Source organism: Acinetobacter sp. ANC 5378 (assembly GCF_013004315.1).
In the GTDB taxonomy this organism is placed as follows: Bacteria; Pseudomonadota; Gammaproteobacteria; order Pseudomonadales; family Moraxellaceae; genus Acinetobacter.
In genome coordinates this window covers 81,297-97,730 of the sequence record NZ_JABERK010000003.1, presented here as the reverse complement: position 1 = coordinate 97,730, position 16,434 = coordinate 81,297, and the positions used below count along the sequence as shown (strand labels likewise).

The following is a 16,434-nucleotide window of genomic DNA, read 5'->3' as shown; positions in this document are numbered from 1 at the left end:
TTGTGCTGGCGACAATAGCAAGAGTGAACCACCTGATCCCTTCCCGAACTCAGAAGTGAAACCTCTTTGCGCTGATGGTAGTGTGGGGTTACCCATGTGAGAGTAAGTCATCGCCAGCTCATTAATTCTAAAATCCCCCTGACTCCAAGAGCCAGGGGGATTTTTTTATGTGCGGGGAAATAGAAAATAAAAAAATCGAATCGAAAAAGGAAAAATAGTCATTTTATCGTCATAAAAGATGAATGTTTTAGTTGAAAAGATGACTAAATCCTAGAATATTTTTAACTTAATATTTTAAGTTACTTCGCTACATTCTGTATTTTCTTTGTTTCGAAATGCAGTTTTAGATTAAATCAATGATCAGCAGCAAAAATAATGATTTTTGAAAAAGAGTTATTCAGTTATTTTATCTTCAATTTCTTGATCAGTATTGGGCCATTCAATTTTCCTTCCTTACACGATCGTTCACAATGGTGATGGTATACATCATATTTTCTATTTCATATTTATAGTCCATTGCTAAATCAAGATTTTCCCCTTCTTTGAATTTACGTGTAATCATTGAGTTTGGAGACAACTTCAGACGATTTTGAATATCTGTAAAAGTATCGCCTAAACTGATTAATTGTCCTTCCTGGGTGCGTATAGAAGAAGTTTCATTTGCTGTATGGGTAAATGACATAGCAGTCAATAAAATGCATGGAAGTAATTTTTTTTAGCAAAATATGATCCCCGAAAAAAATTGTTATGATAAAAATAATAATGTGCAGCTAATATAAAGAACAAAATAAAGATATGTCCGCATAATAATTGTTACGAAAAATAATTGTTATTTATATTGGTAAACCAAGATGTAATTTTTTGAACTGTTTTGGATCTATCTGCTTTAGCTCGTGCTAGTCGATGATTTAATACAAGTATATTTATAGCGGGTTCAATAAAAAAGACGTAATATCATCTTTAAAATAAAGAGTTAAGCCCTAAAACCTACTGATAGGGTCGGATTTTTAGCAACATTCATAAAGCAAGCTAGAACTTTACTTAACCTTCGTCTCATTTAAAGCTAAACTATGATATTCAGCTGTATGTTCGTACTTGGAGTAAACTTATGTCGTGGCTTTCTTCGCTTAAATCTGTTTTTTCACCCTCACAGGAGGTGAAGGAGGAAGAAATCCAGAATGTGCTACAAGGCTATTTATTGCCAAATTCAAACCATGCACTGAAAGACCGAATTACCCAAGTCAATGTCGAAGGGCGAGTATTGCAAATAACCATTAATACTTATCCTGAGGAAGCAGATCATTTACAAAAAATACATGATGATTTGGCAGATGCCTTAGAAAAATGTGGTATCCAAGAACTCAATATGCATGTGATTCAGCAAAAACACGCACAAGGTGAAAGCTGTTCTAATCATGATCATGGAAAAGAAGGACATAGCTGTTCAAGCAATCCTCAAGGTGAAAAAGCAACTCCACAAGCTCAAAAACTTCCGCCTGTAGTGGATGCTTCAGGCAAAACAGCTCAAGCTGAAACAAAAAATGATGAAGATCCAAACAATCCACCCATTCAAAAACCGGCACCACAACAAAGAGATGTACCTAAACATCCACGTATTAAAAATGTGATTTTGGTTTCATCGGGTAAAGGTGGTGTGGGTAAATCGACCACCACTGTAAACCTTGCATTGGCATTGCAAAAATTAGGTTTAAAAGTTGGTGTTTTAGATGCTGATATTTATGGTCCAAGTATTCCAACCATGTTAGGTAATGCAGGGCGTACCCCGATGATTGAAGCGGAAAATTTTGTTCCAATCGATGCGTATGGTATGGCGGTTTTATCGATTGGACATCTAACGGGCGATAATAATACCCCGGTGGCTTGGCGTGGTCCAAAAGCTACAGGTGCATTGATGCAGTTGTTTAACCAAACCTTGTGGCCTGATCTGGATGTTTTGATGATTGATATGCCACCAGGGACAGGTGATATTCAATTGACCCTTGCACAGCGTATTCCTGTGACTGGTGCTGTCATTGTGACTACTCCACAAAATGTAGCACTTTTAGATGCAACAAAAGGAATTGAACTGTTTAATAAAGTTCAGATTCCTGTCATGGGAGTTGTGGAAAACATGTCGACACATATTTGTTCGAACTGTGGTTATGAAGAGCAGATTTTCGGTACTGGTGGTGGCGACAAGTTATCTGAACAATACAATATTCCTTTACTGGGTCGTTTACCTTTAAATGTTCAAATTCGTGAAAATGCCGATGCAGGTAAACCTTCTGTACTTGTAGGTGATGATGCGGCCGAAAGCTATATGTCGATTGCTCAAAAAATTGCAGACCAATTACCGAAAGTAGAGAAGCCACAAAATAGAATTTTCTAATCGCTGATTGAGTAGTCAGATTTAAAAAGCTCCACTTCTGTGGGGCTTTTTTATCGAGTGGGATTATGTTTTTTTTTGAAGTATAAGGTAATAGGATAAAGCTGTTTAGAAGCAGAGTTGATACTTCAATAATGCTTAACAAAAATGTCAAAATTGCGTTGTGGAAGATCATTAATCGCAGAGCGAAAACAAGTTGGCTCCGTCAGGAAAAATATCATAAAGTAAATTTTATAGGTAAAGTCAGTTGCAATAATGCGTCTAGTGACATTCTTATATTTAAAGGTGTGATGATTATTTGATATGACGACGACGGTTATAATGTTGAATAATATTCCAGCGCCAAAACAGCCGTGTAATTACAAATAATATCACGGCAAAAATTAAAGCTTCCAGCACTAAACCGGATAATAAAATTTTAGCTAAACTCAGGTCAATATGTCCTTCACCAAAGTGAGTGATCCAATAACTGATCTGATGCAGAACACCCAGTATCATATCTTGATTGATCATATTGACTTGAAACACTTGAGTACCTAACCAAAAACCAAGATATAAAATGGGAACAAGCGTAAAGGGATTGGTTAGCCAAGCGAGACATAAACTCACAGGTAAGTTGACTTCAAACAGTAAAACCGTCAGAACAATCAAAATACTGTGAAAAGGCAAAGGCAACATGCCCCAAAACGTGCCAATAAAAATGGCTTTTGAAATAGACTTTCTGTTCACATACCACAGCAAAGGATTTAAGGTACGTTGACCAAAAATCTTCATCAGTTTCATCTCCGCGACTTTATGAGGAGAGGGAAGCCATGATTGAAAGAATTGTTTTGCCATAAATATATGATACTTAGATAATAATGTGTTGTGCCTGAATAGACTACTTCAAAGCGGACCAAGTATGACTGAATGATGAAATGAATGCTAAAAAAATATTGTCATTGAAATTATTTTTAACAAATGACTATCTAGTTATATTGGTAATATACTTATTAAATATTTGATATATATTAATTATTTTTAATATTTTTAGATTTTTGAAAAGATATAAAATTGCATATTTGCTAAGTACAATAAACTAATTTACTCTTCGCGCACTCTATAGAGAGGTCGCATATGATTTCATGGCTGTTCATCGGTTTAGTGGTCACTATTTTATTGACACCGGGCCCAACAAATACCTTGCTTGCATCATCTGGAATTCAGGTCGGTGTGCGCCAATCATTGCAACTTATTCCCGCAGAATCATTCGGTTATTTAATATCTATTACTGTTTGGGGAGTTATTATTGGTACAGTTTCAAGTCAATTTCCTATTCTCCCGATACTTTTGAAGTTATTAAGTGCGCTGTATATTATTTTTCTCGCTATTAAACTCTGGAAAACAGCAGATATTGAAGCCAGTTATCATCTGCCGACCATTCGTGCACGTGAATTATTTTGTGCAACCTTATTGAACCCTAAAGCATTACTGTTTGCCTCTGCTATTTTTCCAAGTTCAGCGTGGTTAACACTGAATAATTATTTGGTTCATATTGGCATGTTTCTCATTTTAATTGTGCCAATTGCTTTGTTTTGGACTTTTATCGGTTCTATCTTGGCCACTAATAAAGTACGTTGGCTGAATCAATCTAACTTGCAAAAAACCGCTTCTTTGGTTTTGGTCAGTTTCTCTATTCCACTCGGATATTCTGCTCTTTTAAGTCTTTGAGATCAGGCGATGAAAATACACATTTTGTAAAAAATGACATCATCGCCTGATCATCATTTCCATTGCAGCCAATTTCAGTTAAAGTACAGCGCAATAATTGATTTAACTATTTTTGGATTGAAAGAATGGCAATTAAGTCTGATCGTTGGATTCGTGAAATGAGCGAAAATCACGGCATGATTGAACCGTATGCAGAAAACCAAGTGCGTTATGATGAAACAGGTGAGAAACTCATTTCTTATGGCGTTTCAAGCTATGGTTATGATGTTCGTTGTGCGCGTGAATTTAAAGTATTTACCAATGTCCATTCAGCAATTGTCGATCCCAAAAACTTTGATGATAAAAGCTTTATCGATATTGAATCGGATGTATGCATTATTCCACCAAACTCATTTGCTTTAGCACGTACAGTTGAATATTTCCGTATTCCACGTAATGTTTTGACCGTATGTTTAGGCAAGTCGACTTATGCGCGTTGCGGTATTATCGTGAATGTGACCCCGCTTGAGCCTGAGTGGGAAGGTCACGTAACTTTGGAATTTTCGAATACAACCAATTTGCCGGCGCGTATTTATGCGGGTGAAGGTGTTGCTCAAATGTTGTTCTTTGAATCTGATGAAGTATGTGAAACTTCATATAAAGACCGTGGTGGTAAGTATCAAGGTCAAACTGGTGTGACTTTGCCAAAAGCATAATCAGTATAAATAATTGAACAAGCGGATCATTTTGATCCGCTTATTTTTTGTGAGATTCATTCATCGGAAACTGGGTTCATTCGCCCAGTTTTTTTTGCAATTGGATTAATATTCAGCATAATAAAAAGTTATACAAACTTGGTAAGAACATTGTTGTAATGACAAATAAATAAAATAGATATACCAAGCTTAGGATGAACTAAAAAATAATGATGCGGAGCATCTGATAAAAAGGAAGGTCGTGATGACTCAAAGTTGGAATAATGCAAGATTTAAAAAATCTTGTTTGGCGAGTTTAATCGCAGTTTTGCTTAGCCCATCAATTTATGCACTTGAATCTTTATCGGATGACCATCTTGCTGAAACGACAGGTGAGGGAATTGGTTTAAGCCTTGAAAACTTCAAAATGGTTTTTCAAGCACCAAGTGACCGTTCAACTGCATTGAATAATAATGCAACAGGTTATTACGACACATCTACCGGATCAAGTTATTCACGAGGTATTGTGAATCCTTGGCAGAATGATACAGGTCTTATTCGTATTATTCCCACTGGTGAAAACTACCAGCAATTGTATGATACAGCATTCGAAAAAAATTATTCTGCAGCCTACAATAGTACCTATCAAAATACAGTCACTACAAATGCTACAACATATACAGCAATTCAAAATAGCGTGAATAACGATCCAGTTTTATATGCTGCTAAATATAATGAATTTTATTCAAGCAAATATGCAATTTATGAAAAAGCAGAAATAGATAAATATTGGGATAGAAGTAAACCTTTTAATGAGTATCAAGCCTACTACAATGCAACAGTAATTTGGTATGGGGCTGCTGAAACTGAACGCATGACAATAGCAAAGATAAAAAATGAAAAACCGGTTGTTGCTGATGCAACAGCTAAAGTTGTCACAGATACCAGAACATGGATCACTGCTGAAGCAATTAGGCAAGCTCAATTGTCTCAGAAAGATCCCATTGCTGAAGGGATTAAGGCGGGAAATGCTTCGGCTGTATCCTTAACAGCAGCACAAATCAGCAATAAAAGAACCAAGGCAGATATTTTCATTTATGGCTTGGCTTTATCCAAAAGTGATGGCTCATTAAGTACGCGTTATAGTAATCAGGGTTTTAACTGGGGCTCGACGGTTAACCCATGGCTATTCCGCGCAGGTACGGAAAAAGTAAGACAATTCAGTGCTGCAGAAAAAGACCTCGGATATATCGCTTTAGAGGCGCCATTGGCTACCGTAGTAGCAAATGAAGCAGACAATAACATTAAGCTGGGTTTCTGGACGGATATTTTTGCGCGCAGTTTTACTTCATCTAATTATGTCGATCCAAAGACTGGAGCGCCTAATGTGCCGGGAGATCTGCTGGTTTCAGAGCGTTTAAGACTGCAATTTGTTGCCAATGGTTTAAGTCTCAATGGCTCTCAATTCCGCCTGTTTCAAACCTTCACTTCTCCGACAAAGGATTATAGTCAAACTTTAGGTTTAGCCAGTCTTATTCGAATTAATACCAATGATACACCCGAAAATTTAACTACGGCTTCTACGAATCTAGATAGCAAGGGAATTCGTATCAGTACCGCGGCGAAGAATGATCAATCGGATGGTACTGCCTCAACACCAGCGTTAAATTCGTCTGCCGCACCGACCTTCCACGACTTGGAGGGTCTGTATATTTATAGCCCAAATATTAACTTGGTCTTGGGTACGATGGATCAGCCATTTATCGTGGCCTCAGATGGTAATAATATTATTCTGGAAGTCACACGTATTCCAAATGTAGCTGAAATTTATAATAAAATTTATCAAAATTATGGTTCTACCTTAGGCTCAACGTCTTTAAAAGGTTCAACTTGTAATGTTTATCAATGTGGCGAGGCGATCAAAAATGTATCGACTGATGCTTCTGCACTTTATCAAGGTCGTACAGCAACGCACAGCAGTATAGCTATTGGAAGTACCGAACGTATTCCGGGAACCAATCTATTGCGTGCGAAACAAGACAATAACTCAACCGGTATCATGTTTAAAAACGCCAATGGTGATATTAAAAATTATGGATCTGCCGTTATTGATGGTGTTCTGATTCAACACCTTAAAATTAAAACAACCGGTCTGTAAGGGAGTACAGGAATGCTTAAGAAAATCACACTTTTTATGCTGTTGAGTTCTGCATTTACTGTACATGCAGGTCTTGAAGCCATGAGTCCACAAGAGCTTAAAAATGCTGTGGGTCAAGGTGGGGCTGAACTGAGTTGGACTTTATCGTTAAACCATTTATATGCCACAGATATGACGAAAAATTCGATTTCCATCTTGGATGGTAATGGTAATCCAACCACAGTTTATTATTCACTTGATCCAAATGTATGTGGCGCAAACAAACAACTCTGTCGTTTAGCGATTGCACCGAATAATCATGTAGATGCTTTGGGCAATAAAAGATGGTTGGTGTTCAAAGGCATTCAAGGTACCTTGCAAATTGATCAATTTTCTATTGATGCTGTAACAGTCGGCAACAGCAGTAATGCAGCGCAAACTGCCATGCAAGTTACATTTTATGATAATAAGCCATTAAAAATACGTAACTTAGGTTTTGGTACGGTCGGTGTTGAAACGGGTACAGGCACAGGAGCCAATGAAGGCTATGCCAATACATCTACTTATACCACTTATACAGCCAAGACGATTCAAAATGATGGCTCTATTACTAATGTTGAGACGAATGTTCCAACATTTGATAGGAATGCAGAGAAAGGATTCATGGGGCTAAATATGCATGGCAACTTACATATGTCGGGTAATTTAAAAATATTTAGCTATAACTGTACTGGTGGTGTAGGCATTCGCTGCTAAAAGCTTCAGTGCATAATAAGGATATAAATATGATAAAAACGACAATGAAGCTAAATGTGCTGACGGTATGTATATGTCTTGCGCAACAAGGATACGCACTAGAGCAAATTGACGAGAAAGAACTGAGTAATGTGACGGGCCAGGACGGTATTGTAATCACGCATGAAGTGTCGCGTGTCAAAATTGAGCAAGCAAATTGGTATGATCCAAATCCGGCAGCAAATGTGCAAATGGGTTTAGGGCTACATAACGTGCAGATTGATGGGGTGAATAATAAGCCTATTATCAGCCAGGTTGAACTTGATGTGGATGGTGGAACATCTGGCGGTGCAGGGATTCGTCTTGCAGCAAGTGTAGCTCCATTTACAGCAACAGCAGATTTAGTACTGGTTAAAAACACCTGCACTACCAATCCATGTCAGCAAGCAGCAAATAGTTTACGTACTCCAGGGGTTAAATCTAATCAAAGTTTAGGTACGCTCGGAATCAGTACATCTACACCATTGAATTTTGTTTTGCAAACAACAGGCGGATTGTTTAATAAGTATGCGAAAGCAAGTGTCGATTTTCAATTAAAAAATGCTACGATTAGCCATAAATTAGGCCTTAATAGTCTTATTTTTAATGATTTTAATTTTAATTTTGCCGGTGACGGTTATATGTACATCGACCAAGACGAAGGGCTTGTGTTAAGTACATATAATGAAAATCAAAATCACTATGTTGATCTAAAACGTGTTACCGATACGACAGATGTTGCCACCGGACGTATTGATGCAACGAATCCAGGGGTAAATATTGATTTACGTTATAATACTCCAAGCAATGAACGTAAAAATATTATGCGTTTAGGTGCTTCCGGTGCAGTAACGAATGCCAAGTTGGCTTTGAATGGCAACCAAACAAAGGTTGCTAATTTTGAAGTCAATAACATGGTCAATGGCGTACTAATGAAAGAGACTAAAATAGCATCAGGCTATAATAGTGCGGGTAATGACCTTGGACTTCTTGGCTCTGGTGGGTTGCATTTAAGTTTAGCCGCTGACTTCACCAATGCATCTGATACAAATCTTCCTGCGTCGATGTCACCGACAACGCTTGAAATTGGGCATACGGGCAAAGGTAGTTATGCTATTGAGTTTTCAAATTTAAGACAGCTTACTACTCGGATCGCAGATGGCACATTACATAAGAAAAATGCGTATATCGACTTTGGTGACATTTATATTAATACCATAACAACAAAAACCCTTGATTTCATTGTTAATGAAAATATTCAAAAAACGCTTGCTGTTACCAGTCCCATACTGAAACAAACTTTAACCACCGCAGCTAATCCTAAAGATGCTATTTTAATTGCCGTTCGTGGTATGGATTTCCAATCCATTGCAGCAAAAGCGCGCATTATTTCAGATAATTCGTTGCAAAAATTGAATGGGAATGGGGGAACATGGGGGATTGGTATTCCAATTTATAATCTGAATACCAATGTTGCATTGTCTGCGGGTACCTATGGGGCAGCCAACAAAAATGGAATTGCTTACAATGTTATGGCATCTACAGAGGGCTATGGCATAGATTCCAAAACAGGTTTACCAAGTACCACGTCTATTATATTAATTGATGGTCAAAATGGGGTTCATAATGAACCTGTTAATTATTATGCTGGTTTTCGAAATATAGATGCTTTTTTCCAGTCTGACGGCGTTATTGGGTATGAAGATGAAGGAATTTATATTCGTGCCGATAAGTTATTAATTGCCGCAAAAGCGGAACTTGCGATTGGTCAATTACCTGGTTCAAAATATAATTGTGCGTCAGGTACTTACACTAAATGTGGTACTTATGTGCCGCATGATAATTTTTCGAAGCGTGAAGATGTAATCACGAATATTGCTTTTAAGCTTGATGGCAGTGGGGAGCTGTTAATTATTCCAGGCATAGACCCAACAACTGAGAATCCCGATAGTAATTTCTTAGCCTTCAATGCAAATTTTAAATTTAGACCCTTAAGCACAGCTGAGGTCGCTGACGTCACAAACTTAGGTAGTTATTTTAGTTTGACCAATGAAGATATTGATATAGACGGGAAATTAAAGACCTCTGCGATTCATTTTAACCGTATTGAAGGGGATCTTGCGATGAAGGCGAAAGTTCGTGTGAGTGCAGATACTATAACCTTTGATAACCAAGTTAAATTAAATGCTGGCAATAACATTGCAACACCATTTAGAACCAATTTTGCCATGTCGACAAATGGCAATATGCAAAATATCGCATCAGTCGCACTCACGGGTGGTACAATTCGTAGCACTTTGGGCATTACACCACGTTAAAATCAGGAAGATATAATAATGAAAAAGAAATTATTAAGTGGTTTAATTTTTGCTGCATTGAATCTAACCCATTATAGTCATGCAATGATTGCATTAGATGACAGTGAACTGTCGAAAGTTGATGGACAAGCATTATTAAATTTAGAAAATAGTTCAGATGTATCTCAAGGTTTAAATTTCCATAAATTAAGTATTGCGGCATTAATGGAATTGAACGTCAATATTAAAACCTTGCAGTTGGGCTGTGGTGGAACCAATAATAGTTATAAAGTCGGTTGTGACATTGATATTTCAAATGTTTCACTAAGTGGCTTAAATACCGGTAGCGATGCCAATGGTAGTCCTACATTTGGTAGTGATGGTCGTGCAGCAACCAGTGCGTCAATTACCAACCCATTTATTGAGTTTGCGATTAAAGGTACTAGTGCTGCGACACGTGAAGTTGCAGGCTTTCGTCTAGGTGCACAAAATATTATTGGCTTACTGACTTTAGGTACTGAAAACTCACAAAATCCAAGTGATGGGATTCAAAGTTTTACCGGCTATATGAAGATGGCGCAAACGGCAGGCGAATCAAGAACCAAAGCCACCAAATTTGGCTTGACAGAAAGTGAAAAAATTTCAGGTAATTTAAAGGCATTAGGACAAACACGTAAATTTACCAGTAAGCCAATTACAAATGGTCAGCAGACAGAAGGTCATACGGGCATTACCGTGCCATCAATGCGAGTAGAGTTTGTTATGCCTGAAACGATTGTGACGGGTACACGTATGAAAGCTGCTACGGTTTCAGGTATTCGTTCAAGTATTGCCTCCATTCCTTTAGCAGCGCCGACTGCAGGTTTACCTGCCAATGTAATTGGTACTCCAAATTTTGCTAATGACCAGCTTTTTGTGACCTTTGACCCATTGATTAGTCTTTTGGGCCTGAATGTAGGTGAGCATTCTTTCTTCAAAATGGATACAGGTTCTTCGCTTGATAACTTAAATATGGATATTACTTTCGTTCAAGCACTGAGTATGATTCACAATATTCCATTGAATGGAACAGGGGGATATCTATCATTACAGAATCAAAATATTCGTTGGCAAGGTGCTGATGCCGCAGATATAGCAAGACCAGGTTGGTGGATGTCATTTAAAGACCCAATTCAATTGGGCTATTTGCAAACACAAGATGAAGTTGATATTTCTTATGTACTGCCGCAAGTTGCTACAGCAATTTCAGATTTCTTATTAAAACCTGAAAACTTGATCAATGTGAGTTTGACTGAGGCTTTGGGAACTATTGCAGACGTTCCTGTGGTTAAAAAATTGAACATTAATGTGGGTGGTTTTACCAGCTATGACACTGGTCGACCTGCAAGTTTAACATTGCAGGATAAGATATTGAAAAACCAGGCAGTTCCTACAAACTGCTTTGGTGGACATAAATTCTGTTAATTTCTTTGTCTCATAAAAAATCCCGCCTTAGCGGGATTTTTTATCTCAAATCAAAATTATTTCGCAATTTTCGCTAATAATTCCTCTTTAGAGATATTCACGGATTCAGCGTCAGTACGACCTTTATATTCAAAGGTGCCTGCATCCAAACCTTTTTCACCAATCACGATACGATGTGGAATACCGGTTAATTCAAGATCCGAGAATTTTACTCCTGGACGTTCATTACGGTCATCTAAAATAACGTCATAACCCGCAGCTTGTAGTTCAGCGTATAGCTCTTCTGCCGCAGCTAAAGCACGTGGTGATTTATGCGCGTTCATTGGCACAATCGCAACATCAAAAGGTGCAATCGCAGCAGGCCAGATAATGCCTTTGTCATCAAAGTTTTGTTCAATGGCAGAAGCAACCACACGTGTTACCCCAATACCGTAGCAACCCATCGTTACAACTTGCGGTTTACCATCTTCACTCAGAACTTTACAGTCTAATGCTTCAGAGTATTTTTTACCGAGCTGGAAGATATGACCAACTTCAATACCACGTTTAATTTGCAGTGTACCTTTACCGTCTGGTGATGGATCGCCTTCAACCACATTACGTAAGTCATAAACTTCTGTGAATTTTGCATCACGTTCCCAGTTTACGCCAGTCGCGTGTTTATCTGCTTCGTTAGCACCTGCAACAAAGTCAGATAGTACAGAGGCTGCCCGATCCACAATCACGGTTAAGCCTTTTTCAACTAAACCTTGAGGGCCAATGAAACCTGTGGTTAAACCCAGTGCAGAAATTTGTTCTTCAGTTGCAAAAGTTAAAGGTGCAGCAATAGCGGCATGTTTTTCCGCTTTAATTTCATTGAGTTCATGGTCGCCACGAAGGAATAAGGCAACGACTGGAACATTGCCTTTTTCGTCCGCAATCCCTTGAACCAATAAGGCTTTAACTGAATCTTTGGTTTCAGTTTCAAGGAATGCTGAGACATCAGCAATAGTTTTTTGATTTGGCGTATCCACCAAAGTTAATTCTTTAGTCGGTGCAGCACGTTCACCAACAAGTACTGCTTCAGCCATTTCAACGTTGGCTGCATAGTCAGATTCTGTTGAGAAAGCGATATCATCTTCACCGCTTGATGCCAATACGTGGAATTCATGTGAACCTGAACCACCAATCGAACCGGTGTCTGCTTGTACTGGGCGGAAATCCAAACCTAGACGAGTAAAGATACGGCAATAGGTGTTGTACATCACGTCATATGTTTCTTGTAATGATGCTTGATCTACATGGAAAGAATAAGCATCTTTCATGATGAATTCACGTGAACGCATTACACCAAAACGTGGACGAATTTCATCGCGGAATTTGGTTTGAATTTGGTAGAAATTGATTGGAAGTTGTTTGTAACTTTTCAATTCGTTACGCGCAAGATCGGTAATCACTTCTTCATGGGTAGGCCCAAGCACAAAATCATTATTATGACGGTCTTTGAAACGTAGCAGTTCAGGACCATATTGTACAAAGCGACCTGATTCTTCCCATAAACTTGAAGGTTGAGTCACTGGCATGAATACTTCAAGTGAGCCAGCACGGTTCATTTCTTCACGTACAATCGCTTCAACTTTATTTAGCACACGTACGCCCATCGGCAACCAAGTGTATAAACCCGAAGCCAATTTACGAATCATCCCCGCACGTAACATGAGCTGATGTGAAATGACTTCAGCATCGTTTGGGGTTTCTCTTAACGTAGCAAATAAAAAGCGACTCGCGCGCATGGAAGCTGTCCTAAAAATTAAGCCTTGAAAGCCAAGATTATACAATAAAAAATGAGGTGAACATTTCTGAATGTCACCTCATTGTGATGTCATAAATTATGCCATGATTTTTCGTATTTGGCGCGTCATAAAATTCTTAAAGTCATCTAAGTAGGTAAAGATCACCGGTACGACCACTAAGGTTAATAGGGTAGAAGTAATTACACCGCCAATCACGGCATGGGCCATAGGTGCACTTTGTTCACCGCCTTCGCCTAGACCCAATGCCAGTGGAATCATGCCCATCACCATGGCACTGGTGGTCATTAAAATAGGACGTAAACGGGTTTTTCCTGCAGCAATAATGGCATCGTAACGATCTTCACCTCGATCCATGGCTTTCTTGATGAAGTCGATCAGCAGGATGGCATTTTTAGTGACTAATCCCATTAGCATGATAATGCCAATGATGGAAAATAGATTCATCGTTGAATTAAACAGGAACAAGGCAAGAAAGACCCCAATCAGTGATAGGGGGAGGGACGCCATAATGGCAGCGGGATGAATAAAGCTATTGAACTGTGATCCAAGCACAATATAGATAAATACAATGGAAAGGGTAATCGCAGTCATGGCGTAACCTGCAGATTCAGCCATATCTTTATTCGCACCTTGGGTGACGAAACTATAACCCGGTGGTAAATCAAAATTATCCTGAATCTTTTTAAGATCTTGCCCAATATCACCCGCAGGACGACCTGCAGTATTGGCTTTAACCAATACCTCACGTGCTAAATCGCGACGGTTAATTTGTGATGCACCTATACTTTCTTTAAACGATGCCACACTTGCCAATGGCACTAAAATAGGCTGACCCAAAGCATCGGTTTTTTGTGAGTTTAAATAAAGACTTTCGATGTCACTCGGTAAGCTGCGTTTATTTTCGGTCAGGCGAAGATTGACATCATACGTTTCCCCTTTTTCATCTTGCCAAGTCGTTACATCATCGCCCGCAAGCAATGGGCGAACCACATTGGCAATTTGATTGACTGAAAGACCTAAATCACTTGCAAGCAAGCGGTTAATATGAACAGCTAAGGTCGGTTTCGGTTCTTTAAGTGAGCTTTCAAGATCGACAATTCCGTTCACTTTAGAGATTTCTGCAAGAAAGCGATCCGAGATTTTTTGTAATTCATCCAGTTCCGGGCCTTTGATGGAAATAAGAACCGGCTTTTGCCCACCCGAAACCGTTTCATCGGCAGAAGCAACGGAGGTAATGGTAATACCGGCTACGCTTTGCAAGCGTTGACGAAACTCATTGTTGAGCTGTGTCAGGGTCTTATTACGCTCTAAACGAGGGGTTACACTCACCCGGATACTGACATGGTTTTTACCACGGTCAGTCACGCCGTTAATAATACTGTAAGTACTGCGTACATCCGGATGTTGGCGAATAATATGCTCAACTTGCAATAACTTGGCTTGTGAATATTCCAAAGAGGCATCCACTGGGGTTTCAAACTTAATCCGAATTTCGCTTTTATCTGGAACCGGAACAAACTCTGTACCCACCAGCTTGGAGAGTCCTAATGCACCAAAAAGTGAGGCGACTGCAATCAGGAGGGTAAGAATGCGGAAACGTAGTGCCAGTTTTAACAATTTTTCGTAGTAATGACTTAAATTATCCAGCTTGTTGGAGATCCAGTTAAAAAAGCGTTTGATTTTGCCGGGTTGCTTATTTGGATCATGTTTTTCAACCCAATGTGCAGAAAGCATAGGGTCAAGCGTAAAGCTGACAAACATTGATATCAGCACGGCAGCACTGACCGTTACCCCAAATTGATAGAAGAATTTACCAATAATTCCGCCCATAAATGCAACGGGCAAGAATACTGCAACAATGGTGAGTGTGGTGGCTAAAACTGCAAGCCCGATTTCTTTGGTGCCATCCAACGCTGCAGTAATGTGATCTTTGCCCATATCTGCATGACGGACAATATTTTCCCGAACCACAATCGCATCATCAATTAACAGACCAATACTGAGTGAGAGCGCTAATAGCGTCATCATATTGATCGTGAAGCCAAACGCCCAAATAAAGGTGAGTGCTCCGAGTAAGGCGATTGGAAGGGTTAAGCCGGTAATTGCAGTAGAGCGAAATGAGCCCAAAAACAGCAACACAATCAGAACGGCTAAAACAGCCCCTTCAATAATCGTGCGCGCAACATCTTTAATACTGCCGCGAATACTTTTAGAGCTATCCACCACGACTTTGGCAACGGTGCCTTGAGGTAATTGTTTTTCAATTTTCTCCATGGCTTTATAGGTGGCATCCACCACTTCAATGACATTGGAATCAGAGCTGCGCAAGATATCAATCGCTACGGCTGTTTTACCATTTAAATAGGCACTGGATTCTAAATCCGCTTGGCTATCTTCAATTTTCGCCACTTGTTTTAGGAAAATAGGCGCACCATTTTTATTGGCAACAATTAAATCGCCAAACGATTGTGGATGAAGCACCTTGGATTTGATTTCAACCACCAGTTCTGAGGTGGGTTGTTTCAAAGTTCCGCCCGGAACTTCAATATTTTCACCTTTTAAGGTGTTGATGAGCTGGTCTATCCCAATGCCGAAGCTTTGTAGTTTTTGTGGTTCGACTTCAATACGGATTTGACGTTGTGCATCACCGAGTAAATTGACAGCGCCTACGCCAGCCACAGTTTGCAATTGCGGAACAATGCGTTGATCCAAATAGGAACTTAAGTCGCGTAACGGCATGGTGTCCGATTCAAAAACAATCGACATCACCGCATTGGCTGTTGGGTCATAACGCTCCACCACAGGGTCCTGAATTTCATCGCGAAACCCGGCTGTGACGGTGGAAATTTTATCGCGAATATCCTGTGCTGCGACAGTAGACGAAACATCGAGATTAAACTCGACAATAATGGTCGACAGTCCTTCACTCGATTGTGAAATCACCTGTTTTAAGCCTGAAATGGTGTTGATTCTTTCTTCCAATTTTTTGGTTACTTCAGATTCAATCATTTCAGGAGATGCGCCGGGATAGCTGGTATACACCACCACAAATGGAAAATCGACATCCGGGAATTCTTCAACGCTCATCCGTTGCCAAGACGCGAACCCCAACACCAGTAAACACAACATCATCATGATGGTGAAAACAGGATACTTAACACTAATTCGGGTAAACCACATAACAGCAATCCTGTGCTTA

Annotated in this window: 11 protein-coding genes and 1 rRNA gene; 8 read left to right on the top strand and 4 right to left on the bottom strand. The window is 39.3% G+C overall.

Translation table 11 applies throughout. The features are described from left to right. The first annotated feature begins 4 nt into the window (after positions 1–4). A 5S ribosomal RNA gene (gene rrf, locus HLH16_RS00690) occupies positions 5–119 on the top strand. A 320-nt stretch (positions 120–439) separates the two neighbouring features. Here rrf and HLH16_RS00685 read toward each other — a convergent pair. After that, positions 440–691 (bottom strand): hypothetical protein, encoded by a 252-nt coding sequence (locus tag HLH16_RS00685; RefSeq protein WP_171527829.1) that lies wholly within the window; start codon positions 689–691, stop codon positions 440–442. Between the two features lie 417 nt (positions 692–1,108). Here HLH16_RS00685 and apbC point away from each other — a divergent pair, with 417 nt between their 5' ends. Then, a complete protein-coding gene (gene apbC / locus HLH16_RS00680; protein ID WP_171527828.1) occupies positions 1,109–2,389 on the top strand; it encodes an iron-sulfur cluster carrier protein ApbC in 1,281 nt (426 codons plus the stop codon). 291 nt (positions 2,390–2,680) lie between these two features. Here apbC and HLH16_RS00675 read toward each other — a convergent pair whose 3' ends face one another. Next, positions 2,681–3,229 (bottom strand): DUF2062 domain-containing protein, encoded by a 549-nt coding sequence (locus HLH16_RS00675; protein WP_171527832.1) that lies wholly within the window; start codon positions 3,227–3,229, stop codon positions 2,681–2,683. A 273-nt stretch (positions 3,230–3,502) separates the two neighbouring features. Between HLH16_RS00675 and HLH16_RS00670 the strand changes: the two genes are divergently transcribed. The 6 genes from HLH16_RS00670 (at position 3,503) to HLH16_RS00645 (ending at position 11,442) form a co-directional block, all read left to right on the top strand. Next, positions 3,503–4,096: a LysE family translocator gene (locus tag HLH16_RS00670; protein ID WP_171527827.1), complete on the top strand. Its 594-nt coding sequence runs from the start codon at positions 3,503–3,505 to the stop codon at positions 4,094–4,096. Between the two features lie 125 nt (positions 4,097–4,221). After that, positions 4,222–4,791: a dCTP deaminase gene (gene dcd, locus HLH16_RS00665; RefSeq protein ID WP_171527826.1), complete on the top strand. Its 570-nt coding sequence runs from the start codon at positions 4,222–4,224 to the stop codon at positions 4,789–4,791. Positions 4,792–5,035: 244 nt separating this feature from the next. Continuing rightward, a complete protein-coding gene (locus HLH16_RS00660; RefSeq protein ID WP_171527825.1) occupies positions 5,036–6,928 on the top strand; it encodes a hypothetical protein in 1,893 nt (630 codons plus the stop codon). A gap of 12 nt (positions 6,929–6,940) precedes the next feature. Continuing rightward, the gene (locus HLH16_RS00655) at positions 6,941–7,663 is read left to right on the top strand and encodes a hypothetical protein (protein ID WP_171527824.1); all 723 of its coding nucleotides are present in this window, start codon (positions 6,941–6,943) and stop codon (positions 7,661–7,663) included. Positions 7,664–7,692: 29 nt separating this feature from the next. Next, on the top strand, positions 7,693–9,999 hold the full coding sequence (locus tag HLH16_RS00650; RefSeq protein WP_171527823.1) for a DUF6160 family protein: 2,307 nt from the start codon (positions 7,693–7,695) through the stop codon (positions 9,997–9,999). An 18-nt stretch (positions 10,000–10,017) separates the two neighbouring features. Then, positions 10,018–11,442 (top strand): hypothetical protein, encoded by a 1,425-nt coding sequence (locus HLH16_RS00645; protein WP_171527822.1) that lies wholly within the window; start codon positions 10,018–10,020, stop codon positions 11,440–11,442. A gap of 56 nt (positions 11,443–11,498) precedes the next feature. Here the strand turns inward: HLH16_RS00645 and HLH16_RS00640 are convergent, their stop codons facing one another. Together HLH16_RS00640 and HLH16_RS00635 are read right to left on the bottom strand one after the other, a co-directional pair. Continuing rightward, complete coding sequence (locus HLH16_RS00640) at positions 11,499–13,214, bottom strand: proline--tRNA ligase (RefSeq protein WP_171527821.1); 1,716 nt, start codon at positions 13,212–13,214, stop codon at positions 11,499–11,501. Positions 13,215–13,310: 96 nt separating this feature from the next. Next, positions 13,311–16,415 (bottom strand): efflux RND transporter permease subunit, encoded by a 3,105-nt coding sequence (locus tag HLH16_RS00635; RefSeq protein ID WP_171527820.1) that lies wholly within the window; start codon positions 16,413–16,415, stop codon positions 13,311–13,313. Between the last annotated feature and the right edge of the window lie 19 nt (positions 16,416–16,434).

Excerpts from the sequence above, each read along its gene's own strand:
- apbC (WP_171527828.1), top strand. The coding sequence starts at position 1,109 with ATGTCGTGGCTTTCTTCGCTTAAATCTGTTTTTTCACCCTCACAGGAG.
- HLH16_RS00670 (WP_171527827.1), top strand. The coding sequence starts at position 3,503 with ATGATTTCATGGCTGTTCATCGGTTTAGTGGTCACTATTTTATTGACA.
- dcd (WP_171527826.1), top strand. The coding sequence starts at position 4,222 with ATGGCAATTAAGTCTGATCGTTGGATTCGTGAAATGAGCGAAAATCAC.
- HLH16_RS00660 (WP_171527825.1), top strand. The coding sequence starts at position 5,036 with ATGACTCAAAGTTGGAATAATGCAAGATTTAAAAAATCTTGTTTGGCG.
- HLH16_RS00655 (WP_171527824.1), top strand. The coding sequence starts at position 6,941 with ATGCTTAAGAAAATCACACTTTTTATGCTGTTGAGTTCTGCATTTACT.
- HLH16_RS00650 (WP_171527823.1), top strand. The coding sequence starts at position 7,693 with ATGATAAAAACGACAATGAAGCTAAATGTGCTGACGGTATGTATATGT.
- HLH16_RS00645 (WP_171527822.1), top strand. The coding sequence starts at position 10,018 with ATGAAAAAGAAATTATTAAGTGGTTTAATTTTTGCTGCATTGAATCTA.
- HLH16_RS00640 (WP_171527821.1), bottom strand. The coding sequence starts at position 13,214 with ATGCGCGCGAGTCGCTTTTTATTTGCTACGTTAAGAGAAACCCCAAAC.
- HLH16_RS00635 (WP_171527820.1), bottom strand. The coding sequence starts at position 16,415 with ATGTGGTTTACCCGAATTAGTGTTAAGTATCCTGTTTTCACCATCATG.